Annotated in this window: 22 protein-coding genes; 8 read left to right on the top strand and 14 right to left on the bottom strand. The window is 42.7% G+C overall.

The genetic code is table 11. The annotated features are described in order from the left end of the window. Genes B9T38_RS11315 through B9T38_RS11305 form a run of 3 tightly spaced genes read left to right on the top strand, consistent with a single transcriptional unit; the run spans nt 1 to nt 3706 of the window. Nucleotides 1-1668, top strand: coding sequence for a phosphoethanolamine transferase (locus B9T38_RS11315; protein WP_086196889.1), 1668 nt, complete (start codon nt 1-3; stop codon nt 1666-1668). 9 nt (nt 1669-1677) lie between these two features. Then, complete coding sequence (locus B9T38_RS11310; protein ID WP_086196888.1) at nt 1678-2355, top strand: response regulator transcription factor; 678 nt, start codon at nt 1678-1680, stop codon at nt 2353-2355. 40 nt (nt 2356-2395) lie between these two features. After that, nucleotides 2396-3706, top strand: coding sequence for an ATP-binding protein (locus B9T38_RS11305; RefSeq protein WP_086196887.1), 1311 nt, complete (start codon nt 2396-2398; stop codon nt 3704-3706). A gap of 53 nt (nt 3707-3759) precedes the next feature. Here B9T38_RS11305 and B9T38_RS11300 read toward each other — a convergent pair whose 3' ends face one another. Beyond that, on the bottom strand, nt 3760-4461 hold the full coding sequence (locus B9T38_RS11300) for a phosphatase PAP2 family protein (protein WP_086196886.1): 702 nt from the start codon (nt 4459-4461) through the stop codon (nt 3760-3762). A gap of 209 nt (nt 4462-4670) precedes the next feature. Between B9T38_RS11300 and B9T38_RS11295 the strand changes: the two genes are divergently transcribed. Next, entirely contained in the window at nt 4671-5354 is a 684-nt protein-coding gene (locus B9T38_RS11295) for an HAD family hydrolase (protein WP_086196885.1), read from the top strand. A gap of 386 nt (nt 5355-5740) precedes the next feature. Here B9T38_RS11295 and B9T38_RS11290 read toward each other — a convergent pair whose 3' ends face one another. The 6 genes from B9T38_RS11290 to B9T38_RS11265 all read right to left on the bottom strand — a co-directional run bounded on the left by B9T38_RS11290 (nt 5741) and on the right by B9T38_RS11265 (nt 11565). Further along, a complete protein-coding gene (locus B9T38_RS11290) occupies nt 5741-6928 on the bottom strand; it encodes an ammonium transporter (RefSeq protein WP_086196884.1) in 1188 nt (395 codons plus the stop codon). A 438-nt stretch (nt 6929-7366) separates the two neighbouring features. Continuing rightward, nucleotides 7367-8092: an amino acid ABC transporter ATP-binding protein gene (locus tag B9T38_RS11285; RefSeq protein ID WP_171263231.1), complete on the bottom strand. Its 726-nt coding sequence runs from the start codon at nt 8090-8092 to the stop codon at nt 7367-7369. 14 nt (nt 8093-8106) lie between these two features. Next, nucleotides 8107-8790, bottom strand: coding sequence for an ABC transporter permease subunit (locus tag B9T38_RS11280; RefSeq protein ID WP_086196882.1), 684 nt, complete (start codon nt 8788-8790; stop codon nt 8107-8109). Continuing rightward, nucleotides 8790-9533: an amino acid ABC transporter permease gene (locus tag B9T38_RS11275; RefSeq protein WP_086196881.1), complete on the bottom strand. Its 744-nt coding sequence runs from the start codon at nt 9531-9533 to the stop codon at nt 8790-8792. The genes B9T38_RS11280 and B9T38_RS11275 overlap by 1 nt, the downstream gene beginning before the upstream one ends. 71 nt (nt 9534-9604) lie before the next feature. Then, entirely contained in the window at nt 9605-10552 is a 948-nt protein-coding gene (locus B9T38_RS11270) for a transporter substrate-binding domain-containing protein (RefSeq protein WP_086196880.1), read from the bottom strand. Nucleotides 10553-10887: 335 nt separating this feature from the next. Then, on the bottom strand, nt 10888-11565 hold the full coding sequence (locus B9T38_RS11265) for a DUF421 domain-containing protein (RefSeq protein ID WP_086196879.1): 678 nt from the start codon (nt 11563-11565) through the stop codon (nt 10888-10890). Nucleotides 11566-11824: 259 nt separating this feature from the next. On the opposite strand from B9T38_RS11265, the gene B9T38_RS11260 reads away from it, so the two are divergent. Next, nucleotides 11825-12853, top strand: coding sequence for a coiled-coil domain-containing protein (locus B9T38_RS11260; protein ID WP_086196878.1), 1029 nt, complete (start codon nt 11825-11827; stop codon nt 12851-12853). Between the two features lie 149 nt (nt 12854-13002). After that, nucleotides 13003-13404: an endonuclease domain-containing protein gene (locus B9T38_RS11255; protein WP_086196877.1), complete on the top strand. Its 402-nt coding sequence runs from the start codon at nt 13003-13005 to the stop codon at nt 13402-13404. 96 nt (nt 13405-13500) lie between these two features. Here the strand turns inward: B9T38_RS11255 and B9T38_RS11250 are convergent, their stop codons facing one another. The 3 genes from B9T38_RS11250 to B9T38_RS11240 form a co-directional block, all read right to left on the bottom strand. Then, entirely contained in the window at nt 13501-14337 is an 837-nt protein-coding gene (locus B9T38_RS11250; protein WP_143222696.1) for a hypothetical protein, read from the bottom strand. Nucleotides 14338-14568: 231 nt separating this feature from the next. Next, nucleotides 14569-15339, bottom strand: a complete 771-nt coding sequence (locus B9T38_RS11245) for a hypothetical protein (RefSeq protein WP_086196875.1) — start codon at nt 15337-15339, stop codon at nt 14569-14571. A 273-nt stretch (nt 15340-15612) separates the two neighbouring features. Beyond that, a complete protein-coding gene (locus B9T38_RS11240; protein WP_086196874.1) occupies nt 15613-18507 on the bottom strand; it encodes a valine--tRNA ligase in 2895 nt (964 codons plus the stop codon). A gap of 185 nt (nt 18508-18692) precedes the next feature. Between B9T38_RS11240 and B9T38_RS11235 the strand changes: the two genes are divergently transcribed. Together B9T38_RS11235 and B9T38_RS11230 are read left to right on the top strand one after the other, a co-directional pair. Then, the gene (locus tag B9T38_RS11235; RefSeq protein ID WP_086196873.1) at nt 18693-19379 is read left to right on the top strand and encodes a hypothetical protein; all 687 of its coding nucleotides are present in this window, start codon (nt 18693-18695) and stop codon (nt 19377-19379) included. Between the two features lie 20 nt (nt 19380-19399). Further along, the gene (locus tag B9T38_RS11230; protein ID WP_086196872.1) at nt 19400-20206 is read left to right on the top strand and encodes an SDR family oxidoreductase; all 807 of its coding nucleotides are present in this window, start codon (nt 19400-19402) and stop codon (nt 20204-20206) included. Nucleotides 20207-20455: 249 nt separating this feature from the next. Here the strand turns inward: B9T38_RS11230 and B9T38_RS11225 are convergent, their stop codons facing one another. The 4 genes from B9T38_RS11225 to B9T38_RS11210 form a co-directional block, all read right to left on the bottom strand. Continuing rightward, on the bottom strand, nt 20456-20890 hold the full coding sequence (locus B9T38_RS11225) for a YbjQ family protein (RefSeq protein ID WP_086196871.1): 435 nt from the start codon (nt 20888-20890) through the stop codon (nt 20456-20458). A 3-nt stretch (nt 20891-20893) separates the two neighbouring features. After that, nucleotides 20894-21250, bottom strand: a complete 357-nt coding sequence (locus B9T38_RS11220; RefSeq protein ID WP_086196870.1) for a YbjQ family protein — start codon at nt 21248-21250, stop codon at nt 20894-20896. A 106-nt stretch (nt 21251-21356) separates the two neighbouring features. After that, nucleotides 21357-22817 (bottom strand): multidrug efflux RND transporter AdeIJK outer membrane channel subunit AdeK, encoded by a 1461-nt coding sequence (adeK, locus tag B9T38_RS11215; protein ID WP_086196869.1) that lies wholly within the window; start codon nt 22815-22817, stop codon nt 21357-21359. Then, nucleotides 22817-25999, bottom strand: a complete 3183-nt coding sequence (locus B9T38_RS11210; protein WP_086196868.1) for an efflux RND transporter permease subunit — start codon at nt 25997-25999, stop codon at nt 22817-22819. Before B9T38_RS11210 ends, adeK begins: the two co-directional genes overlap by 1 nt. Nucleotide 26000: the final 1 nt, after the last annotated feature.

Below are 26000 nucleotides of genomic sequence, written 5' to 3'. Positions count from 1 at the left end.
ATGTCAAATATCATCAGTCCTATACGTGATAAAATAAAGCCCATTTCGTTAAGCCTGTTTAATTTATTGCTGGCAATATGGTTGGGCTTGGTGCTGAATTTTGCCTTTTTTCAAAAAATACAAAGTTTGACCCCTTATCAGGGCAGCAAAGCCTATTTATTTTTAATCGCGACCGTATTGGTGATCGTGGCGGCCTATAACCTGATTTTTCAGCTGCTGCAATGGCGCTGGAATGCAAAAATACTGGCTTCAATTTTTTTAGTGATTGGGGGCTTTACGGCCTATTTTGTCAATAGTTTGGGCGTGGTGATTTCACCTGAACAAGTTCAGAATATGATGCAAACCGATGCCCGTGAAGTCCGCGGATTGATGTCCTTACGCTTTGGGCTTTGGACGCTGGTATTTGTCATTTTCCCACTCATTTTTGTGGCGCTCGTTCGGATCAAGCCTGAAGCTTTTTTACCTAAACTTGGCAAAAAAATGTTAAGCAGTATCGCTTCATTGTTAGTGGTTGGCGCCTTGCTGTTTACCTTTTATGTAGATTATGCTGCGATTTTCCGGGAACATCGTGATTTGAAAGGCATGATTTCTCCACAAAATGCCATCGCATCGACCTTATCGTATTACCGTAAATCTGCACCTAAGCAGAATTTACCTTTAGTTCGTTATGGTGAAGATGCTCATTTGCTTCAGCCAGTCAATAAGCAGGCTAAACCTAAGCTTATGGTGTTGGTCGTGGGTGAAACAGCCCGTGCAGAAAGTTTTTCATTGAATGGCTATGCCAAAAATACCAATCCTGAACTCTCTAAACTGGACATTATCAATTTTAGTCAGGTGAGTTCATGTGGTACTGCAACCGCTGTATCCGTACCCTGCATGTTCTCCGGCATGCCTCGAAAAGATTATGATGAACAGCTGGCCAGTCACCGTGAAGGACTACTCGATATTGCACAACGTGCCGGCTATAAAGTGACCTGGATGGATAATAACTCGGGTTGTAAAGGTGCCTGTGACCGGGTTGAACAGTATCAGATTCCGCAACAGCTCAAAGATAAATGGTGTGCCAAAAATGGCGACTGCTATGATGAAATTCTGGTCGATAGTCTAAAAACTTATTTGGCTACAATTCCTGAAACCGACAAGACTCCACGTTTAATTGTATTACATCAGATGGGTAGTCACGGACCTGCTTATTATCAGCGTTCCAAAGCACCCTTCCAACCTTTTAAACCAAGTTGCGATAGCAATGCAATTCAAGGTTGCAGCCGTACAGAATTGTTGAATACTTATGATAATTCAATTGTATATACCGACCATGTTTTAAGTTCACTCATTCAGGTGTTAAAAGGCAACAGCACTTATCAAAGTGGGTTCTGGTATCTGTCTGATCATGGTGAATCGACAGGAGAACATGGTTTATATTTACATGGCTCACCTTATGCGATTGCACCTAGCCAACAAACTCATGTTCCAATGTTGATGTGGTTTTCTCCTGAATGGACTGCACAAAATTCTGCGCAAATCACTTGCTTAGCCCAGCAAAAAAGCAAACAATTAAGTCAGGATAATCTGTTCCCAAGTCTGTTAAGTTTGCTGGATGTCAAAACCCAAACCATTGACGAACAAAACAATATGTTGCAGAACTGTCAGTCAAAACAGAAAGTATGAGTTTAAAATATGGCTAAAATATTGATCATTGAAGATGATTTCATGATTGCTGAATCCAGCATCACTTTGCTGAAATATCAGCAATTTGATGTGGAATGGGTCAATAATGGCATTGACGGTTTAAAGAAACTCATACAGGAAAAGTTTGATATCGTCCTACTCGATCTAGGCTTGCCGATGATGGACGGGATGCAGGTATTGAAACAGATTCGCCAGCAGTGGCCTGCTTTACCTGTGCTGATTATTTCAGCACGGGATCAACTGCAAAACCGGGTGGATGGATTGAACTGTGGGGCAGATGACTATCTGGTCAAACCCTATGAATTTGATGAACTGTTGGCCCGCATCCATGCTCTATTACGTCGTAGTGGAGTAGAATCTGCGCTTCAGGACAGCCCGCAAATTTTAAGTTATGGCGAACTCACGCTGGATGTTGAACAGCACATTGCCAAGTTTAAGGGGCAATATATTGACCTGTCCAATCGTGAATGGGCGATTTTGATTCCCTTGGTGAGTCATCCAAACAAGATATTTTCTAAAGCCAATTTAGAAGATAAATTGTATGATCTGGATAGCGAAGTAAGCAGCAATACCATTGAAGTGTATGTGCATCACTTACGCGCCAAACTCGGCAAAGATTTTATTTGCACCATTCGTGGTTTAGGTTATCGACTGGGACAATTATAAATTCAGACAACGATAAAATCAGCTAGAAGGTCAGTCACTGGTGCAGTCACAGTATTCATTAAAAAAACGCCTGATTATTTATGTTTCTGTTTTTAGTATTGCCTTGGGCTGCTTGCTGATTTTTTCTGCTTACCGCATCGCCCTGCAAGAAATTAATGAAGTGTTAGATGCCCAGATGCAGAATCTGGCAGAACGCGTCGCGCAGCATGATCCTGAACCGGTGCAAAGCAAGTTTGATCAAGCCAGGCATTATCACGAAGAAGACCTGTTTGTCGATGTCTGGTCTTATGCAAATGAAGAACATAAAAGCCATGCCATGAATTTATTGGTTCATCCTGTGAAAAAAGCAGGATTTTATACCCATAAAACCGCACAAGGGGTTTGGCATACTTACATTCTGCCTTTAGAACATTATCAGATTCAGGTGAGCCAGCAACAATCGACACGGCAGCATCTAGCCTTGGAACTTGCCGGCAGTATGTTTATTCCTTATTTACTGTTTATGCCTTTTGTGATTTGGGGACTGAGCTGGATTATTAGCCGCAGCCTGCAGCCTTTGGATGATTTTAAAGCGGAATTGGCACAACGTGATTCGGAGGAATTAAGTGCCATTCAATCAGATAATTATCCGCTTGAAATTGTGCCGACCATTACCGAAATGAATCATTTGTTTGATCGGATTTCCTTTGCACAGCAGGAGCAGCGGCAGTTTATTGCCGATGCAGCACATGAGCTTCGCACGCCTATCACTGCATTGAATTTACAGATGCAGATTTTGTTAAAACAGTTTCCTGATGCTCAGGAGCTACAGAATTTAAGTAAAGGATTAATCCGGATTCAGCATTTGGTCAGCCAATTACTCAGCCTGGCTAAACAGGATGCGTCAATTCTAGAAGTTGAGACCAAACAGCAGTTTTTACTGAATCAGGTCGCGGTGAATTGTGTAGAACAGCTGGTTCATCTGGCCATGCAGAAAGAAATTGACTTGGGTATGGAACGTCAGGAAGATGTGCTGCTGTATTGTCAGGAATCAGCAGTACATTCCATTATTTATAACCTGATTGATAACGCGATTAAATACACGCCCAATCAGGGAGTGATTAATGTGTCTGTATTTGAACAGGCAGGTTTTGCCATGATTCAGGTCGAAGATAGTGGACCCGGAATTTCCCCCGAACTGTATGAAAAAATTCTTAAGCGCTTTTATCGTATCCATCATCATCTGGAAATAGGCAGTGGTTTGGGACTATCTATTGTAGATAAAGCCACAGAAAGGCTTGGCGGCAAGATTTCTTTTTCCAAGAGTGCCAGCTTAGGTGGCTTGCAGGTCAATGTGCAATTGCCACTCTAGCAGATCACTTCTCTTCTCTTAGATGATGGGTTCTAGCAGATAGGTATGAGCAGTTAAACTATCTCGGCTGTTTTATCCATGCTTTGGCTTGGTGCAAATCTTTTATAATTGAGTAGATAAAAGCTCACGTTGACGAGCCAGATAATCCAGGCGGTCCATAAGTTATGACTGAGAAAATGTGCTCCACGCATCATTTGCGCCCAGCCCATGGCGAAACCTAAAATAAGCCCCGAGACCAGAAAAAAATAGGCACGCTTTTTATCGGAAAGTCTGAATACAAAAAAACCAGCCATCAGTGCAAAGCCGGTAGATGCATGTCCCCCCGGGAAACAGTGTCCTTTGGTGGCAGAAAAATCCCAGAAAAAACCTTGATGGGTCGGAATGGTGATATTCCAGGGGCAGGCATGGGCAGACTGTGATTTCAACAAGCCAATAATTGAGGTGGAAAGGAGGATCAGCCCAAAGAAATAACCATAGGTCCAGCGTAAAGCTTTAACTTTCTCAAACTTGAACGATGCCAGCCAGATCAAAAAAAAGCCGGTATATACCGCAATAATCAGATTTTTGACATAACGATGGTTCAGTTCAGCTAAATACCAATTGTCACGTAACAGGAATTTCCCGGATTCACTGACCCAGGGATGAATTAGCGTCAGATCCAGTGCCCCCCCAATCGGGAAACAAACTAAAAGCAGGCAAAAACTGATAATGAGAAAACAGCCCTGATAGAGCATAAAACGTTGCTTATCGTGCATAGTAAAGATCAATTGATTTTAGTGCTGCGATTACAGCAATAAAAACTTAATCCAGACTTAAGCGAGCTTGAATCGGTGGGGAAAATCGCCGTAAAAGTATCGTGTTAAGTATGATGTTGGGTTAAATGTTGATAAGCATATCCAGGAAAGAGCATAACCGGATCAAGCTTTAATGCTACATTAACGGCAAGATTGCTATAGGTATTCAAATGACGATTCGTGCTGTTCTATTCGACCTGGATAATACCTTAACCCATCGTGATCAAAGTATTCTGGCGTATAGTCAATATCTGCTACAGGTCTATCAGCACCAGTTCCCGCATGATGCAATTGGGAAAATTCAGGCGATTATCCGTCGCATTGATAATGGTGGCTACCCGAAAAAAGAATTGCTCACCCATCCCAGCATTGCTGCATCTGTGGCTTATGCCTTGCAGCAGGAATTAACATGGAAAAGCATGCCACATTTGGATGAACTTACCCAATTCTGGTTTCAGCAATTTGGCTTATCCGCAGTGGCCATGCAGGGTGCCAGTCAGCTCTTAACCGAACTAAAACAGGATGGTTATCAGCTGGCGGTCATTTCAAATGGTGGACATGCGACCCGACTCACCATTTTACAGGGTTTGGGTTTTAGTCATTATTTTGATGAAATTGTCAGTTCTGAACTGGTCGGCATCAGTAAACCGAATCCGGAAATTTTTCTCTATACCAGCCAGAGGCTGGGCGTTGCACCAGAACATTGCCTTTTTGTCGGTGATCATCCCGTCAATGATGTACAAGGGGCAATGGATGCCGGTATGCAGGCTGTCTGGTTACAGGGTTTTCATGAAGTTCAAGATCAGCCCATAAATTGCATTCAATCTCTGGCTGAAATTAAGCAGTTTTTATGATGTTGATGATATTTAAAATTAGATTTTCTAAATTACCACGGCCTCATATTTAAGTAATTTCATTTTGATACCTCTGCGTAGGCAATGTCTCTACTTTTGAAAGGTCAAAAGTAGCCAAAAACCTTTTGTTTCCCATACACGACATCCTTGTCGTGATGAGAAACGTTGTGGCATCCATGCCACATTCATGAATCAAATACCTACTAAAATCTATTTTAACTTTGCATTACGAACAATTTGTAGTCATTGAAAATGATTTATGAAAGAAGTCTATTCAATAAGGAAAAACTGTTTAAGACAGTTAAATCTAAGAAATAAAAAGCGACTCTTTTGAGTCGCTCTGAAAATTGAAATGTCGTTTAGATAGTCAGTTTAAAGCATCAGCTTTAAAAAATGGTTTCTTCCGAATTGGCTGAAATTTTATGAATCGATAAATCTGCACCGCGGAATTCATCTTCCTGCGATAAACGAATGCCCATAATCAGTTTAAGTACGCCGTAAACGAAAAAGCCGCCAGCCAGTGCAATGGAGATGGCCAGTAAAGTACCAATCAGTTGAGAGAGGATTGAAACACCGCCCAAACCGCCGAGCCATTGCTGTCCGAAAATTCCTACGGCTAAACCGCCAAAGGTTCCGCATACGCCGTGTAATGGCCAAACACCGAGTACATCATCCACTTTCAGTTTGTTTTGGGTATAAGTGAACAGTTTGACAAAAATGACCCCAGCCACCATGCCAATGATTAATGCACCTACGGGGTGAACCACATCCGAACCTGCACAGATGGCAACCAGACCAGCCAAAGGACCGTTGTGCAGGAAGCCCGGGTCATTTTTGCCGATGAAGTTGGCCGCAATAGTACCACCAACCATGGCCATCAGTGAGTTAATGGCAACCAGTCCAGAAATGGCATCCAGACGTTGTGCACTCATCACGTTAAAACCAAACCAGCCGACAATTAGAATCCATGAACCAAGTGCCAGAAATGGAATGGAAGAAGGGGGATGTGCACTGACACGACCATCTTTTTTATAACGACCATGACGTGCGCCCAGTAAAATGACCGCTGCGAGTGCAATCCAGCCACCCATAGCATGCACCACGACTGAACCGGCAAAATCGTGGAAAGCTGCACCAAAAGTTTTTGCTAACCAGCCTTGTAATCCTAAATTGCCGTTCCAGGCAATGCCTTCAAAGAAAGGGTAAACCAGTGCCACCAATAATAATGTAGCAATTGCTTGAGAACGCATTTTGGCCCGTTCTGCAATACCTCCAGAAATAATGGCAGGAATGGCAGCAGCAAAGGTCAGCAGAAAGAAGCAGCGCATCAGGTTGTAGCCATGATCTGCGGCTAAGGTTGTACCGATATGAAAAAAGTGTTGTCCATAAGCAATATAGTAGCCGACAAAAAAGTAGGCGATGGCAGAAATGGAGAAATCTGTCAAAATTTTACTTAGGGCATTGACCTGATTTTTATGTCGTACTGTGCCCAGTTCCAGGAATGCAAAACCTGCATGCATGGCTAAAACTAAAACTGCACCAAGAAGGAGAAAGAGTAAATCTGTATTTTGCATTTTATGGCTCCATTTTAGTGCTTAAAATCACAAAAAGAAGATCAGTATAACCATGAGATTATTTTCGTGAAGATGGTCGAAATGGGGAAATTTTGATTAAGGCTGAGAAAAAGACCATAAGACTCGATATAAAGCAATCACTTGCTGAAGTATGAATGATTTGCGTTATTATGGTGCAATATTGTTTAATTTAAATTATAAATAAATATATGAAAATTGAATAAAATTTAACTTTTTTAAAGAAGTTGGTTTTATATGTTTTTTATAGCACTGAATAGTAGCAAGTTTAGCCCGATAAAAATGTAAACGGGTTTCTCGCTCATCATAAAGAAAAAATGAAAAATATATTTAAAGAAATTCTAATTTGGTTCAGTTTTAGAAATTGAGCACAAAAAAACCAAGCCAAAAACTCTGGACTTGGTTAAAGTACTCACTCTTTTAGTGCAAAATTTTATTTAGGAACTGCTGTGCACGTTCACCGCGTTGGGTGTTAAAGAATTCATCTTTGCTACAGTCTTCCACAATTTTTCCCTGATCCATAAAAATCACCCGGTTGGCCACCTGGCGGGCGAAGCCCATTTCATGGGTCACACACATCATGGTCATGCCTTCTTTGGCCAGTTCGACCATCACGTCCAGCACTTCATTGATCATTTCCGGGTCTAGTGCCGAAGTCGGTTCATCAAACAGCATCGCAATCGGGTCCATGCTTAAGGCACGGGCAATGGCCACACGTTGCTGCTGGCCACCGGACAGTTGTGCCGGGAACTTGTTGGCGTGAGCACTGAGTCCGACCCGTTCCAGATAGGCCAAGCCTTTTTTCTTGGCTTCAGCTTCAGAACGGCCCAGTACTTTAATTTGGGCAATGGTCAGATTTTCAGTAATGCTTAAGTGAGGAAACAGCTCGAAATGTTGAAATACCATACCCACACGGCTGCGCAGTTTGGTCAGGTCGGTTTTGGGGTCCTTGATGGAAATACCATCCACAATAATATTGCCTTGCTGAAAGGGTTCCAGACCATTCACAGTTTTAATCAGAGTCGATTTACCTGAACCTGAAGGTCCACAGACCACCACCACTTCCCCTTGGTGAATCTGGGTGGTGCAGTCGGTCAGTACCTGAAAATCTTTGTACCATTTACTGACATTTTGCAGATCAATCATCACTTTACCATCAGTCATACAGTTAACTTCCTTTGTAATTTTTTAACGGCATAGGTCGCGATCATACTCACAGTGAAGTACACCAAACCTGCAAATAAAATATATTGGGTCAATAGCGACATCAGGTCGCCACGGACATAGTTGGTCCGGAAAAAGTCCAGCAAACCAATGGCATAAACCATGGTGGAATCCTGAAACAAGATAATGGTCTGTTGTAACAGCAGCGGGGTCATTTTACGGAACGCCTGCGGCAGAATAATGAGTCGCATCGACTGGCTGTAACTCATGCCGAGTGCATAGGCGGCCGCAGTTTGGCCCTTGGGAATGGACTGGATGCCGGCCCGGACAATTTCCGAAAAGTAAGCCGCTTCAAACAGCATGAACGCCACAATACTGGATACCAGTGCGGTATCAATAGTCAGATAATTGCCCGTAACAGCCGTATAAATAAACGGTACGGCAAAATAGAACCACATTAGTACCAGTAGTAAGGGGATAGAACGGAACAGATTGACATAGCCTTGCGCAAATAAATTCAGGACTTTAAATGACGATAAGCGCATTAAGGCCAGCAGGGTACCAATTAAAATACCGCCGATGGTCGCACTGATGACCACTTTTAAAGTAATGCTCATGCCATGCCACAAGGCTGGAGCGGAGAGTTGTAAGTCATTTAAAAATGCAGTGAGCCATTCCATTATTTATCTCCTGCAATCAGACCGGGAACACGTAAGCGTTTTTCCAGCATATTCATTGCCTGAATTAAGCAGAAGTTAATCACAATAAAGATGATGGTCACAAAGGTATAAATTTCGATAGTGTTCTGGGTATATTCACTGATGGTTTTCATCTGGGAAATAATTTCTGCCACACCGACCAGTGAGGCTACTGAGGTATTTTTGACACAGTTGGTCAACTCGGAACTCAGTGGCGGTAAAATCATCCGGAATGATTGCGGTAAAATCACATAACGGTATAGCTGAGCAGTGCTAAAGCCCATGGCATAACCGGCATGGACCTGACCGACCGGCAAGGCTTCAATTCCGGTACGCACCTGTTCACAGACCCGTGCTGCGGTAAATAGCCCCAAACCGACACTGGCGGAAATGAGTGCCGTAGTATTCGCGCCCAGATCATTCATCCACCATAATTTGATGGTCGTGGGTAAAAAGTTGGGAACCACATAGAACCAGATAAACAATTGAATTAATAAGGGGACATTACGAAAGATGGTCACATACGCCGTGCCAATGCCCCGTGCGGTTTTGCTGGGTAAGGTGCGCATGATGCCCAGTATGCTGCCCAACACCATGGCAATGCTCCAGGCCACTACGGCAATCACCAGCAGCCAGCCCAGACCGGTCACAATCCAGTTCAGATAGGTGGTGTCGCCCACTCCAGTGGGCTGAAATAAAACTCCCCAGTTCCAACTATAATTCATAGTAACTCCTGAGTCGGGTCAGGCAAAAAAGTCCTTTTTCTGCCTGATATATTAAGTTGTTGTTCTAATGTTTATTGGTCACGATCATGTGGGTTACTGATTAAAGCTTTTAACTGATCAGACATCTGGAAGTTCAGGTTGATATTTTTCGGTGGAATGGGTTGCTGGAACCATTTCTGATACATCTTGTTGATTTCACCGGAGCTGTAGGTGGCTTTAATGGCATCATCAACTACCTGTTTAAAGCCAGTATCACCTTTACGCAGCATGCAGCCATAAATTTCATGGATGGGTGCAGTTCCGACAATCACCCATTTATTCGGATCAGCCGCCTTAGATTTTTCACCAGCCAGCAGAATGTCATCCATCATAAAGGCCGCAGCGCGACCGTTTTGCAGCATCAGGAAAGATTCCGCATGGTCTTTGGCCGAAATGATTTCTCCAATGCCTAATTCCTGTTGATGCTGACGGATATAACGTTCCGATGTCGTCCCCGCCGTAGTGACCAGTTTTTTACCTTTCAGGTCGGCAAAATCTTTAACGCCAGAATCTTTCGCTGTGAGCAGACGAGAGCCGACTTCAAAGAAACCGACCGAGAAATCGACCTGTTGCTGACGTTCCTTGTTGTTGGTGGTCGAGCCACATTCCAGATCTACCGTACCGTTTGATACCAGTGGAATCCGGTTTTGGCTGGTCACCAGGTTATAACGGATTTTTAAATCCGGCATATTCAGTTTTTTCTTCACAGCCTCTACAACTTTTAGCTGTAAATCATGGGCATAACCGACCGGTTGATTGGGATTGTCGGCAATATAAGAAAAGGGAATAGAGGAGTCACGATAGCCCAGAACAATGGTGCCAGATTTTTTAATCTTATCCAGCGTACCGGATGCGCTGGCATCCCCGGTTCCAGCGGTTTTTTCACCCGATGCGGGAGCCTTATTGTCACTACAAGCACTTAGCCCAAGCATAAGAGCACTTGCACAAAGTAGGGAGGTGATACTGCGTTTATGTATCATGTATAAAACTCCATTTTTATTTCATTATCATCAAGTGCCTAACAGGCAGCGAAGGCCATCAGTTTTGTTATGTAAAAGGTATTTTCTGTTCTGTACATAAATAGATCAGATTTCATCTTAAGCGAGTTTTCAATGCTTGCTCAAGCAAGTTTTTTTACCATTTTGTTACCGATAAATGATTATCAAACAATCAGTTTTTGAAACAAGACTGCATCAGATGCAATGCTAACTGCTGCAGGAACTATGCCATTTAAAATATGATTATTACTGCGTCGACTCAGCTTTTAGCCGATAAACTTGAATTAAAGCCAAAAACCAGTTGAGCTACTGCCAGCTTATCTGAGCATCGGTTCTTTGATAGCTTTGGCCCAGCGGCAACAGCCACAGCGTGGGCAGGACTGCTCGGGCTGGTTAGGTTGATCGACATGGCCACAGTACATGCAGGCATAATAAGTGTTTGGTTCTACCTGATTAACCTTCTGGTATTGCTTGGGAAACAGCGGCAAACCATAACGGATGTCTTCCGGGTGAAAAAGCAGGATACTAAATTTACCATCGCTTTCGAGCAGCCCGGCACGCACCTGACCTAGATGTTCAATGCCTTGTTGGCGCATTTCTGCAAAAAATTCATCGTGTGACATTTTCCCGCGCTTGATTTTCTCCAGCACCAATACACCATCTTCTACAATGTACAGCGACTTGCCTTCCAGCAGATTTTCAAAGGGTTGGTATTTCATCATCAGCCAGGTGGTCAGGCGGTACAGCATGATGATTACGCTCATGATCAGCAGGGCCTGAATTAATGGCAGGTCTTTGGTAAACATCGGGTCGCCGGCAATCGAACCGAGCGACAAGATAATGGCCAGTTCAAACACCGAAAGTTGCCGGACGCCGCGTTTCCCGGTCAGACGTAAAAACAGAATAATCATGATAAACATGCACACGCAGCGCACTACAATTTCAGCGGCAAATGACCAGCTAGTATCGTGGATGAAAATACTGGCCCAATCCATGTGTGCAGTTCCTTATCTCTGTTTATTCATCATTTTTTTTATAATATGCCTGACTTAATCCAAACCTGCCTTTATAGTTCGGTAAAGAACTGAAATTATTTGAGTCACGTAGTTAATTCAAAACTTGACCTGACCTAAAGCCGTGTAGTGTTAAGGCATGCCTGACAAGTGTTTTGCAGGGCTTCAATTTTACTGAAATGAGCCAAAAAATACTTTCCCATAAATCAGGTATAATTTTTCTTTTGCATTTTTCTGCCTTATGTCTTTCGATTTAAAAACCACGGTTCAGCCCGATGTTAAGCTTTCACCACAGCAGAGAAAGCTGAACCGGCTGATTGATAAAATTGAACAGCAGCAGCTTGAGCTGAAGCAGTGGCAGCAGGCAAAGGAAGAGATTCAGCAATATACCCGTCAAACCTTGATGCCGGTCTATCATGAGCTACATGCAGTGCTGTTCGAACAACTGGAACAGCTTTGGGCACATTTACAGGCTGCAGAATTTTCCAAGGCAGAGCTGACACAGCTGGATGTCAAAATCCAGTCTCTTGCAGCTTATTTAAAAGATTCTCAATCTTTATCAGGGCAACATGCCCAGATCGTTGATGAGATTTATAATTATTATCAACAGCATATTGAACATAGTCAGGCCAGAAAAAATAAAAAGCCAAGCGTAGAGGATATAGAGCTATTTTTTGATGAAGAAAATGATTCGGATCAAATAGTATCTGATGATTTTGAAGAATGGGACACTGAGCAGTATCAACAGGCCCGTGAGCAAGCCAAGTTAAAACGGCAGCAGGAAAAACTGGAACAAGCTGCAAAGCTGGCAGAGCAGTCCTTAAAAACTGTGTACTTAAAAATTGCGGCGATCATTCATCCAGACCGTGAGCTGGATGAAGCCAGAAGAATAGAAAAAACCGAAATGTTGCAACGAGCGAATGAGGCTTATGCAGCGCAGGATTTGTTTTATTTATTGAAACTGCAAATCCAGATTGAGCAGAATCGGGGCACTTCGCAAAAGGGTTTAACTGCCGAGCAGGTAAAATTTTACCAATTGGCTTTAAATGCACAAAGCCAGAAACTGGATGACCAGATAGAAGAAATGATTCAATCGTTGAGCTGGAATAAAAAAGCCTATACAGGAAAAGTGAAAATTACTGATTTATATAAGCAGGTAGATGCAGATACCTCAGCGATGAAAAAGCAGCTAAAAGGGGAGAAGGAACGCTTGAAGTATATGAGGAAGTTGAAAGGGTTGGAGATGTTGTTGGAGCATGGGGTTTTATAATTTTAAAAGCACCTCTCCCTGACCCTCTCCTGGGAGGAGAGGGGAAATCCATTACAAAATTAATTTAAGCTAGAAGCAAATAATAATAATTAAAATCACAATGAATGTTCCCTCTCCCTATGGGAGAGGGCTAGGGAGAGGGAAATAAAATGACAATAGATCCTCAATTATTAGAATTCGCTAAATCCATGCGCCACACAGCCACCGATGCAGAACACATCTTGTGGCAACTCCTACGCGCCAAGCGTTTTATGGATCTAAAATTCCGTCGCCAGCATGTGATTGAACCTTACATTGTGGATTTTTACTGTCATGAAATTGGTTTAGTGGTTGAGTTGGATGGTAGTCAGCATGGAACGGATGATGCAATTGAATACGATGCTGAACGAACCAAATTTTTAGAGGCTTTAGGTTTAACCGTCGTGCGTTATTGGAATCATGATGTGTTGGCGCGGATGAATGTGGTGTTGGAAGATTTGTGGAATGTGTGTAATGAGCTAAAAGTAAAAGTGGAAAAGTTCCCTCTCCCTCTGGGAGAAGGCGGGGGATGAGGGTTTTATAATTTTAAAAGCACCTCTCCCTAACCCTCTCCTAAAAGTAGAGGAAAACAAGTTTTTGAATTTACAAGGTTCAAATATGTAGTTTATTTATTGAAAACCAATTTTTTCTTTAATAAATTCAGGTAAAAACTCTGGGTTTGGTGGGATATCCTTTCCAATTTTAACTTCAACTTTTTGTTCAATTCTATCAATCAAGGAATTATTGTTATTTGTTATTAAGTATGCCTTTAATTTATCACATAATCTTTGAGAGAAAATTGAGTTAAAGAATCTTTCTATAAATAGACAAATTGTATATTTATTTTCTTCATTTAAAGTCACAGGGAATTCTATTTTCTTGGCGTCTTCATGATTTGCATTATATTTAATCCTATAGAGTAAATTTAATTGCTTTCTTTGCACTACTTGAATTTTGATATATTTATCAAGTAATTCATATAAATTATTTGCTAATTCATCATTATAAATATTTTTCTCAATTAATTTATCTATATGACTACATAAAATAGCTGAAAAGCTCATAAAATCTATGTCATTTATATATCTACAATGGTCTTGTACAAGTAGAGGGAAGTTTGGACTTTGTTTAAAAATTAAGTCTAACAGATACTCATTAAAATCCATCGGTAATGGAGTTATGAGATAATTTTCTTCTAATGTTTCTTTTAGAAAATCAATTACATCGGGAATTGAGAACCCTAAATTATTGGTTAAGCCAATTTCATCTAAAAGATCACCACAATTGTCATATGTTTTAGGAGTATCAATCAAATTAAGAGACATACGACATTGATTGTATTCTTTTAATAAATTAAAACGAGAAGGACAGTTCATTAAAGCATTGATGAATTTTTCAATTATTTTTATGTCATGGTATTCATAACATAGGTTGCCAATTAAAGTTAAAATTCTTTTCTTTTTCAAGTGATCATAAAAATTGAAAGTAATAAGGTTTACTAATATGTGGTCTAGATTGTCTAATAAATATGTGGATTTATCTTTGTTATCACAAATGTGAATTATTTTTATGGATTCTATAATATTTTCATAAATATTGGCACAGTTAATTAGGTGGGTAAAATGGAATATTATCTTGGAAAAATGAGTATATATATGTTGAATATTCAAAATTGTATTTTATGACGCTTATTGATTTTATATATTCAATAAATTCTTTAATATTTTTTTTCTATTTTTTTGCTTTTTAGTAATTTTTTTAAATACCTTATTTCTATTTGATTCGTATTCTTCATAGTGTAATGGTTGTGGAATTTCTCTTTCTAAAAAAATTCTTGGTGTATTTGCTAATAAGCTAAAAATTTCATGTTCAAATGCAATAAGATTAGGAATTCGATTAGAAGTTAACTTAATATTTAAATTTTGGATATCTTTTTCAATTATAAAGTCATCTTTACCTGAAACTAAAATAGCTTTAGTTTCTAGTAAGTCTATATCTAGTTTGGTCAGAGGGAGTTTTTTTCTATCGAAGTTATAATCTATCATCATAGTAGATTGTACAATAGGATAGGATAGAACATGCTTGTGGCTGAAAGCTTTTCCGTTATTTCCTGTATATGGTTGTGTCCATGTTGGAAAGCATGAAGCGATATTATTATCATCATGTATAAAATACATTAGACGTATAATTTTAGTTGGATCTGATTGAATATTACAATAACCGAATAATTGAGCATTTTCAGATTTCTCCAAATCTAAATTTTCTAAACCTTCTTTAATATACTCAAGTAATTTTATTTTATCTGTGTTTGCGGGGAATAAAGTTTTCCATAAATAACCAGAAATATAATATTTATCTACTGATAGAGTTGCTGATGCAGCACGTTTATTGAATAAAGTTCTTGGTAATTTCGCTGTTAAAACACCATTTTGTAATTCTCGAACATAGAACCAATCCTCATGTAACAAGGAATTGTAGTTGTATAAATGTGCAATAGTGGGGTGTTTATTTAAGAAATAATCAAAGCCATCCTTAATATGTAATCCACCAGCTAGAATAGATTTTACTTGTCCATTTCCTATTGGTTGAGTTGAAAATTCACCTTGAATGATATGATCTAATGCTCGTTGAGATAAATAATATTTTTTCCATTTATTGCATCAAATTCTAAAGTCATAATTAAAAATAAAGGGCTGAATAATCAGCCCTTTATACACAAATTAGATCAAACTAACAACACCTTAAAGCGCTGCAATCTGCTCCATATTCGCTTTAATCTTCGCTAACTGGTCAGCAAACTCGGCAAGTTTCACTTTTTCGCCTTCAACCACAGCAGCGGGAGCTTTCGCGACAAAACCTTCGTTAGAAAGTTTGTTGGCAATCTGGTCATGTTGCTTTTGAACCTTGTCTAAGTCTTTTTGTAGACGGCCTAATTCCGCTTTCGGGTCAATCAAGCCCTTCATTGGAACGTATACAGACACGTGACCCACTACAGAAGAAGATGATAATGGTGGTTGTTCGCCATCCGCCAAGAAGGTGATGCTTTCAACTTTCGCCAATGCTTTAAACAACGCTTCAATACGTGTGATCTGTGCTTTTTCAGCTTCGGTGGTATTTTGCAGAAGAACTGGCAACAATCGCGCATTACCTAAGCCCATTTCACCACGGATGTTACGTACTGCACCAATCAAACCTTGCAGCCATTGCATATCTGCTTCAGCTTGATCATTCATCAACGACTCATCCGCAGTCGGGTACTGCGCAAGCATGATGGTTTCGCCTGAAATACCAAGTTTAGGCGCAAGCGTTTGCCAGATTTCTTCAGTCAGGTACGGCATTAACGGATGAGCAAGACGTAAAGACGCTTCCATCACCGCGAGCAATACACGACGAACTTCCGCTTTACGCTCTTCAGATACATTTTCATCATTCAGAACCGGTTTAGTCAGTTCGACATACCAGTCACAGTATTCATTCCAGATGAACTCGTAAATCGCTTGTGCAGCCAGGTCTAAACGGTAGGTTGCAAATGCAGTTTGTACCGCAGCAGTCGCTTTTTGTAGACGGCTCACGATCCATTGTTCAGGCAATTCCCAAAGATCAGGACGAGCTGTTTGACCAACTGTTTGACCTTCAACATTCATCATCACGAAACGCGTACCGTTCCAGATTTTGTTAGCAAAGTTACGGTAACCTTCAACACGTTTCATGTCGAACTTGATGTCACGACCGGTGTTAGCCAGCGCACAGAATGTGAAACGAACTGCATCTGTACCGTAAGCCTGAATACCTTCTGGGAATTCTTTACGGGTCGATTTTTCAATCTTCGAAGCCTGTTTCGGGTTCATTAAACCAGTGGTACGTTTTTGTACTAAAGTTTCAAGATCAACACCGTCAATCAGGTCGAGTGGGTCAAGCACGTTACCCTTAGATTTAGACATCTTCTGACCTTCACCATCACGTACCAGACCGTGAACATACACAGTTTTGAACGGCACTTGCGGTGTACCATCTTCATTCTTCATGAAGTGCATGGTCATCATGATCATACGCGCCACCCAGAAGAAGATGATGTCAAAACCAGTCACCAAGACATCAGTCGGATGGAACGTATTTAAGAAATAGTTTTCCGCATCTTTCTTGGCATCGCCAGTCCAACCTAAGGTTGAGAATGTCCAAAGACCTGAAGAGAACCAGGTATCCAGTACGTCTTCGTCTTGGTTTAACTGTACATCGGCAGGGATGTTGTTTTTCGCACGAACTTCAGCTTCATCACGACCAACGAATACATTACCTTCAGCATCGTACCAAGCCGGGATGCGGTGACCCCACCACAATTGACGAGAGATACACCAGTCTTGAATGTTGTTCATCCACGCCATGTACATGTTACTATACTGTTCAGGTACGAACTTGATACGACCATCTTGAACCGCTTCAATCGCCGGTTTCGCAAGCGGTGCAATCTTCACATACCATTGGTCTGTGAGTAGAGGCTCAACGATCACACCTGAACGGTCACCGCGAGGTGGTTTAAGCGTATATGGTTGGATCTGGTCTAACCAGCCTTCCGCTTCCGCTTGTTCAACCAGTTTTTTACGTGCTTCAAAACGTTCTAGACCAACATAGTCCGCAGGTGCAGGGATGGTTTTAGAAATTTGTTCGCCCGCTTTTTCGATATATTCAAACTCAGCAAGAACTTCAGCATTTTTGTTGAAGATGTTGATGATTGGCAATTCGCAGCGTTTACCCACTTCATAGTCATTGAAGTCATGTGCAGGAGTGATTTTTACACAGCCGGTTCCGAATTCTTTGTCGACATATTCGTCTTTCACGATTGGAACTGCACGACCGGTAATTGGCAGGATGATATTTTTACCGACCAAATCTGCATAGCGTTCATCATCCAGTGCAACAGCAACTGCGGTATCGCCTAATAACGTTTCAGGGCGAGTGGTGGCTACTACGATATAATCTTTACCATCGTGCGTGCGAAGTGATTTATCTTCAAAGAAATATTTGAAGTGCCAGAGTGAACCAGCTTCTTCTTTATCAGACTCAACTTCCAGGTCAGAAAGGGCAGTTTGCAGTTTTGGATCCCAGTTAACTAAGCGTTTACCACGGTAGATCAAACCTTCTTCATGTAGTTTCACGAACACTTCTTTCACCGCATTGGATAAGCCTTCATCCATGGTGAAGCGTTCACGTGACCAGTCAACCGAAGAACCTAAACGACGGATTTGACGGGTAATGTTACCGCCAGACTGTTCTTTCCATTCCCAGACTTTTTCGATGAACTTTTCACGGCCCAGGTCATGACGGCTGATGCCTTGTGCACCCAACTGACGCTCTACCACCATTTGCGTTGCAATACCGGCATGGTCCGTACCCGGTTGCCATAAGGTATTTTTGCCTGACATACGGTTAAAACGCGTCAAAGCATCCATGATGGCATTGTTAAAACCATGACCCATGTGCAAGCTACCGGTGACGTTTGGTGGCGGAATCATGATACAGAATGATTCGCCTTTTTCAGACGGCTTGAAGTAACCGCGCTCTTCCCAAGTTTGGTACCATTTTTTCTCGATCTCGGTAGGATCGTAGGTCGTAGCAATATTTTGCGCAGAATCAGTCATAGTGAAAACAGATCAAAAGTGAATAAAAAATTGCAGTTATTGTAGCAAAAAAAATGACAGATGAGGCAGCTAAAGAAAATGCAAAAATTAAGCATTTGGCACATACACAATTCGGTTCTATGATGAGAGTATTATAAAAACAGCGCAGATGATCGCAGAACAATACTAAAAAGGAGATGATCACCATGAATTATATGATTTCTTTAAAATTAAAATCAGAAACACATCAACGGTTCCAGCAGATTCACCAGCAACTCAATCAGGGCAAAAGCGAAAGTCTGGCGAAACCGCTGGGTGAAGTCTTGGCGGATATCTCCTGTGAAATTGTCGATCAGGTGTTTGGTGAAATTGCCCGTTTATCTACCTCCAGTGACCGGGAATCTGAAAAAGTGGTGCAACAGATTTTAGATACGGTACGTAAATATATGCCGTGGTCGGTGTCATTTTTTGGTAATGACCGTCTCACTCCAATGGTTAATTATTTGATTGAAATGGCACATGAAAAAAATGATCAATACTATATTTCCTATCAGGTTGATCATGTGCTGGTGGTGGAACTGTTAGGTTGTGTGGAACAAGTCAAGAGTGGAAATAGCCAATATGTTTCGCCTGCCTTGAAAGCTTTTACCGAAATGGTCGATCAAGGTGTGACCTATTTGCTACGTGAGCCTAAAAAAATGTTGAAATTCAATTTGGTGGTTGATAAAACCCTGAATGGGGTGATTCATTTGACCACGCAAATGGGCTATAAACGTTTGGAAAAAATTGGAACTTATTATGATGATCAAGATACTTATCGTTATCTTGATCATTTTCTGATGTTTTTGAACCCAGAGCCTAAAACGGACAGATCAAACAATTCTGAAACCTAATTTAAAACAGGAAGCATAACATGGCGCAGCAGGACAGTTTAAACAACAAAGTGGTATGGATTACCGGTGCATCTTCAGGTTTGGGCAAGGCTCTTGCTCAAGAGTGTGCTCTGCAGGGTGCACAACTAGTACTGACTGCACGCCGTATCGATGAACTGGAAAAAGTCCGTTTAAGCTTACCTCATCCTGATCAGCATATCTGTGTCAGTGCCGATATTACTGATGAAAATCAGGTTCGCCATGCTTATGAGCAAGTGCTGAACCAGAAAGGGCGTATTGACTGGTTAATCAATAATGCCGGCCTAAGCCAGCGTGCCTTAATTGCCGACACCACCATGCAAACTGAACGTGCCATTATGGAAGTGGATTATTTCTCGCAGGTGTTTCTGACCAAAACTGTTTTGCCGACCTTCCTGCAACAAAATTCGGGACGGATTATCTTTGTTTCTAGCGTGGCGGGTTTATTGGGTACCCAGTACCGTGCTTCATATTCAGCGGCAAAAGCGGCCATCCACATGTGGGCCAATAGCTTGCGCGCAGAGGTGGCACAAGAGGGTGTTCATGTCAGTGTGGTGTTTCCGGGTTTTGTCAAAACCAATGTGTCTTTCAACGCCTTAAATGGAGAAGGTAAACCGCAGGGGCATCAGGATGAAGCGATTGAAAATGGTCTGGAGCCAGAAGCGTTTGCCAAAACCGTGCTGAGTGCTTTGCTGAACGGTGAAGAATACATTGTAGTGGGGGGGACTAAAGAAAAACTGGGGGTATGGATGTCACGCCTATCGCCAAGCACACTGTATAAAATGATCCGTAAGGCTAAGGTGAAATAATTAAAGCTCCCTCGTTTTTAAAAGGAAGCTTTAAAGTCCCCCTTTGCAAAAGGGGGATTCTAAATAGTAAAATGTTAGTCAAGATATAATTCCTTCCTTGCTCCTTAAGCATATATGCTGAGGAGGCTCATCTCCTGAAAGGAGAAAAATTTTTCATTATTAGATTCCCTCATCCGTGAAATCATATGATGCTCCCTCTCTCTGTGGGATGAGAAGCACTGCTTCGCAAGGAAGTGAAGAATTTTAGAATTATTTCTGAACCGCCGTCCCATAAGCAAAGACTTCAACCATCCCACCTTGCATGCCCAGCTCGGTGGTACTGAGGCGTAAGCCCATAATCCGGGTTGCACCGATTTTTTCGGCTTCCAGTTTCAAGCGGACAATCGCTTCACGGCGGGCACGTTCCACCACACTTTCATAACTGGTCAGGCGACCACCGAAAAAGTTCTGGATATTGGCAATCACATATTTAAAGTAATCATGCGAGATGACTACATTGCTGCTCACCAGTTGCCCCGGATATGAAGATGTTTTAAAACGGCTATTATCCAAAGTGATATAGGCCAAACGCTGTTCATTTTCCGCCAGTGAATCCAGGTGCTTGCGTTCATTGTATCTGCCAAAACCAAAACCGAGTGCAAATAAAATGGCAAAAACAGCAATTTGAAGAATCAGGCCATCCATCACTTAGACCTGCGCTTGAAATGGATCGGGAAGTTTGGGAATGTTTGGCTCCACCACAACTGCTGTGCCATACACAAAAAGTTCCGAAGCACCTTGGGTAATATTGGAGGTTGAAAAACGGATGCCAACCACGGCATTTGCACCCATGGATTGGGCTTTTGCAATCATGCGGTTCATGGCTTCCTGACGCGACTCTTCCAGCAGTTCGGTATAGGCCGTCAGTTCACCACCAACAATATTTTTTAAGCCTGCCAGCAGGTCCCGTCCTACATGTTTACTACGTACAGTGCTGCCATAGACCACATCAATTTGTCGGCTAATGGTATGACCTGGAACGGTTTCTAAATTACTCAGCAGCATTTTTTTGATATTCAAATGAAATGGGATTTATTGAAGATAGGAAATCATGTTTAAAAAAGCAATAAAAAAGCCTGCATGGTGCAGGCTTTTTTATCATATTTGAACATTACTGAGCGCTGTTTGCCGCTTTGCGTTCAGCCGAAGAAGGTGCCTGTTGAACGGCATCATCGGTGTTGGCTTTCAGACCACCACCGAGTGTTTTGTACAATTCAACCTGGTTATTCATGTTGGCTTGTTCAAGCAACAATAGACCCTGTTCAGCAGCATAAGAGGCACGTTGTGCATCCAGTACCGTCAGGTAGCTGTCAATACCGGCGCGGAAGCGGGCATTTGACAGTCGGTAAGTGGTATTGGTTGCATCTACCAGACGGCGCTGCGCTGCCAGACGGTCACCAATATTTTGACGTACCGCCAAGGCATCATTCACTTCGCGGAAAGCGGACTGAATGGATTTTTCATAATCAGATAAGGCAATTTGCTGGTCTGTTTCTGAAATCTTGATGTTGGCTTTACGTGTGCCCCAATCGAAGATTGGCAGGTCGATACTTGGGCCAATTGACCAGACAAAGCCACCGGATTTAAACAGGTCACTCAAGCTGGTTGAGGCATAGCCTGCATTGCCGGTCAAACTGATGGTCGGGAACAGACGTGCCTTAGCTGCACCGATATTGGCACCTGCTGCAGAAAGTTTATATTCAGCAGCGCGGACATCAGGACGGTTATTTAACAGGTCACTTGTTAAGCCAGCAGTTAAAGCATTGCTGCTGGTAATACGTGTGACACGTTGATTTGGCAATAGGTTTGCAGGAACCGCCTGACCAACCAGCAAATTAAGCAGGTTTTGTGCTTGCGCAATTTGGGTCTTGTAATTGGCAACATCGTTACGGGCCGTTTCGACAGAAATTTGTGCCTGACGCACAGGAACTTCACTGTCGATGCCGACATCGAAACGTTTTTTATTGAGGTTATAAGACTCAAGCTGGGCTTTCAGGGTTTGCTCGGCAAGTTTTAAATTGGCATTGGCAAACGAATAATTTAACCAGGCTTGTGCAACCTGACCTATCAATGCAATTTGAGTTGCATCACGCGCACTTGAAGTCGCTAAATACGTATCTAAAGCATTGTCTTTCAAGCTGCGCACGCGGCCCCAGAAATCCAGCTCATAGGCAGTCACACCTAAGCCGACATTGTAGCTGGTCATCGCACCCTTGGTGTTCATGGTGTCCTGACGCAGTACACTGCCACTGGCACCAATGGTTGGCAGCTGGTTGTTCTGGGTAATCTGGTACTGCTGCTGTGCACGCTGAATATTCAACGTTGAAGTACGCAAATCACGGTTATTGGCCAATGCCAGATCAAGCACTTGAAGCAAGCGTGGATCGGCAAAAAAGTCTTTATAACCTTGTTCAGCAATTGAAGGTCCAGAACTTGCGGTTAAATAACCCTGTTCCGGAATATTTGCTTGAGCTACGGGCTCTGGGCCACGCATGCTTTGACAGGCTGTCAAAGCAAGCGCAAGTGCAGATACCGCAATGCTACGACCTGAAATAGACCATACCTTTTGCATCACGATGCTTGCTCCTGATTATTTTGGTTTTTAGGTTTGTATTTAAAGATACTTCGAATCCAGACGTAGAACACCGGAATAAAGAAGATACCCAATAAAGTCGAACTGATTACGCCACCCAGTACACCATATCCGACTGAATGTTGGCTACCTGCACCCGCACCTGCAGCCAGGGCAAGCGGAAGTACACCAAAACCGAAGGCCAGGGTGGTCATAATAATTGGACGTAAACGCATTTTCGCTGCATGAAGCGTCGCTTCAAGCAAAGGCTCGCCTTTATCTTCCTGCAGCTCCTTGGCGAATTCTACAATCAGGATCGCATTCTTCGCAGCCAAACCAATGACGGCAATAATCGCGACCTGGAAGTAAATGTTATTCGACAAGTTTGGATCTTTCAGTACGATCATGCCAAGGAACGTCAAGCCAATTGCACCGACAATACCTAAAGGAATCACCAACAGTACCGAGAATGGAATAGACCAGCTTTCATACAATGCAGCAAGACACAGGAACACGATTAACATAGAAAGCCCGTATAGACCCGCAGTTTGCGAACCTGCTTCACGTTCTTCTAAAGATAAACCTGTCCATTCATAGTCAAAACCGCTCATGCCCATTTGTGGCAGTTTGGCAATAATTTCTTCCATGGCGAGCATTGCATCACCAGAGCTGACGCCCGGTGCAGGAGTACCCTGAATATTCACCGATGCAATACCGTTATAACGTTCAAGACGTGGCGAACCATAGGTCCATTCACCGGTTGCAAAGGCAGAGAACGGCACCATTTGTCCCAGGTTGTTACGTACGTACCACTTGTTTAAATCTTCTGGCATCATACGCGCATCGGGTACCGCCTGAACATAGACTTTTTTCACGCGACCGCGGTCAATAAAGTCATTAATGTATGAACCACCCCAGGCAATACTCATGGTACTGTTGATTTCAGAAATACTGACGCCCATAGCGCTGGCTTTTTCATTATCAACATAAATTTTGTATTGCGGCGTATCTTCCTGGCCGTTCGGACGCACACCGACAAGACGTTTATCTTGTGCTGCCATACCCAGAATCATGTTACGGGCAGTAATCAGTTTTTCGTGACCACTACCTGCAGCATCTTTCAACTGCAAGTTAAAGCCGGCAGAAACACCCAGTTCCGGCATTGCAGGAAGCTGCAACGGCATCACGTAAGAGGCATCTTTGGCAATCACGTTCAGGGCCATACCACGCTGGATGATGGCACCGATTTGAGATTCAGGTGTTGTACGCTCACTCCAGTCTTTTAACTTAATGAAGGCTAAACCGGCATTCTGACCGATACCCGTGAATGAGAAGCCCGCAACGCTGAAGATAGAATCGACATTGGCCTTTTCACCTTCCATAAAGAAACCATTCATTTGATCAATCACTTTTTCGGTACGATCAAGTGTGGCATTCGGTGGAAGCTGAACCAGCGTCATTACTACACCCTGGTCTTCATTTGGCAGGAATGAACTTGGCAGGTTCTTAAACATGAACAGCAAACCAGCGATGACCACAGCATAAATGGCACCCGCAATGATTTTATGAATTAGCAGTTTGCCTACCCATTTCTGGTAACCGACTGATAAGCGGTCAAAGCCATGGTTAAACCAGCGGAAAAAGCGAGCGAACACACCATTGCTTTCCGGCTTGTCTTTATCATGCTGTTTCAGCAAGGTTGCACAAAGTGCAGGAGTGAAGGTCAGGGCAATGGCCAGGGATAAAATCATCGCGGTCACAAGTGTGATCGAGAACTGGCGATAAATTACACCGGTCGTACCACTGAAGAATGCCATCGGTACGAATACTGCGGTTAATACTGTCGTAATACCGATCAGGGCACCCGAAATCTGTTGCATCGACTTTTCAGTCGCCGTAACCGGATCGAGATGTTCTTCCTGCATTACCCGTTCCACGTTTTCGACCACAACAATCGCATCATCCACCAGCAAACCAATTGCAAGGACCATGGCAAACATGGTGAGGGTGTTAATCGAGAAGCCAAACAGGTTGATGATGGCAAAAGTACCCAACACCACTACAGGCACGGCCATGGTTGGAATCAGCGTTGCTCGCCAGTTCTGCAAGAACAGGAACATCACCAGGAATACCAGCACAATCGCTTCAATTAAGGTGTGAACCACACTTTCAATCGAAAGTTTGATAAACGGCGTGGTATCAAATGCCAACTGGTCTTTCAAACCGCTTGGATAGTTTTTGCGCAGTTGTTGCAAGCGCTCTTCTACCGCAGTTGCCGTGTCGAGTGCGTTTGCACCGGTAGCCAGTTTAATTGCTACACCGCCAGCAGGTTTACCGTTGAATTTAGACCGGAACTGATAGGTGTCAGAGCCTAATTCAACTTTAGCCACATCACCCACAGTCACTTTTGCACCGGAACCGGCATTTTTCAAGAAAATGGCACGGAACTGTTCAGGTGTTTGCAACAGGCTTTGTGCATTTACAGTGGCATTCAGTACCTGGCCTTCAACAGCAGGTGCACCACCGAGTTGACCTACCGCAACCTGTGCGTTCTGGGTGCGCAGTGCAGTCACAACATCACTTGGAGTCAGCTGGTAACTGCTGAGTTTTGCTGGGTCGAGCCAGATACGCATGGCATAAGAACCACCAAAAACCTGCACTTCACCTACACCAGCTACACGGCTCAGTGGTTCAGAAATATTCGAGTTGACGTAGTCTTTGATGTCGGCATCAGAGAGTGATCCATCTGGCGAGTAGAATGCAACGACCTGCAGGAAGCTGGCACCCGATTTGGTTACCTTGAGGCCCTGACGCTGTACATCTTCAGGCAGCAGGGCAGTTGCGGACTGTAATTTGTTTTGCACCTGAACTTGTGCAATATCAGGATCAATGCCTTGTTCAAAGTTCAATGCAATAGATGCCTGACCGTTACCAGCACTGTTGGATGAAATATAGCGTAAGCCATCCAGACCGTTCATTTGCTGTTCAATAATTTGGGTCACTGTATTTTCTACAGTTTCAGCAGATGCACCTGGATAAGTCGCAGCAATGGTTACCGTTGGCGGTGCAATGGTCGGATATTGTGCAATGGGCATTTTGCTGAGGGTTAAAATACCCGCCAGCATAATCACCAATGCAATCACCCAGGCAAAAATCGGGCGATGAATAAAAAAGTGAGCCATT

The organism is Acinetobacter sp. ANC 4218, from assembly GCF_002135245.1.
Classification (GTDB): domain Bacteria; phylum Pseudomonadota; class Gammaproteobacteria; order Pseudomonadales; family Moraxellaceae; genus Acinetobacter.
This window is presented reverse-complemented; position numbering and strand designations above follow the sequence as displayed.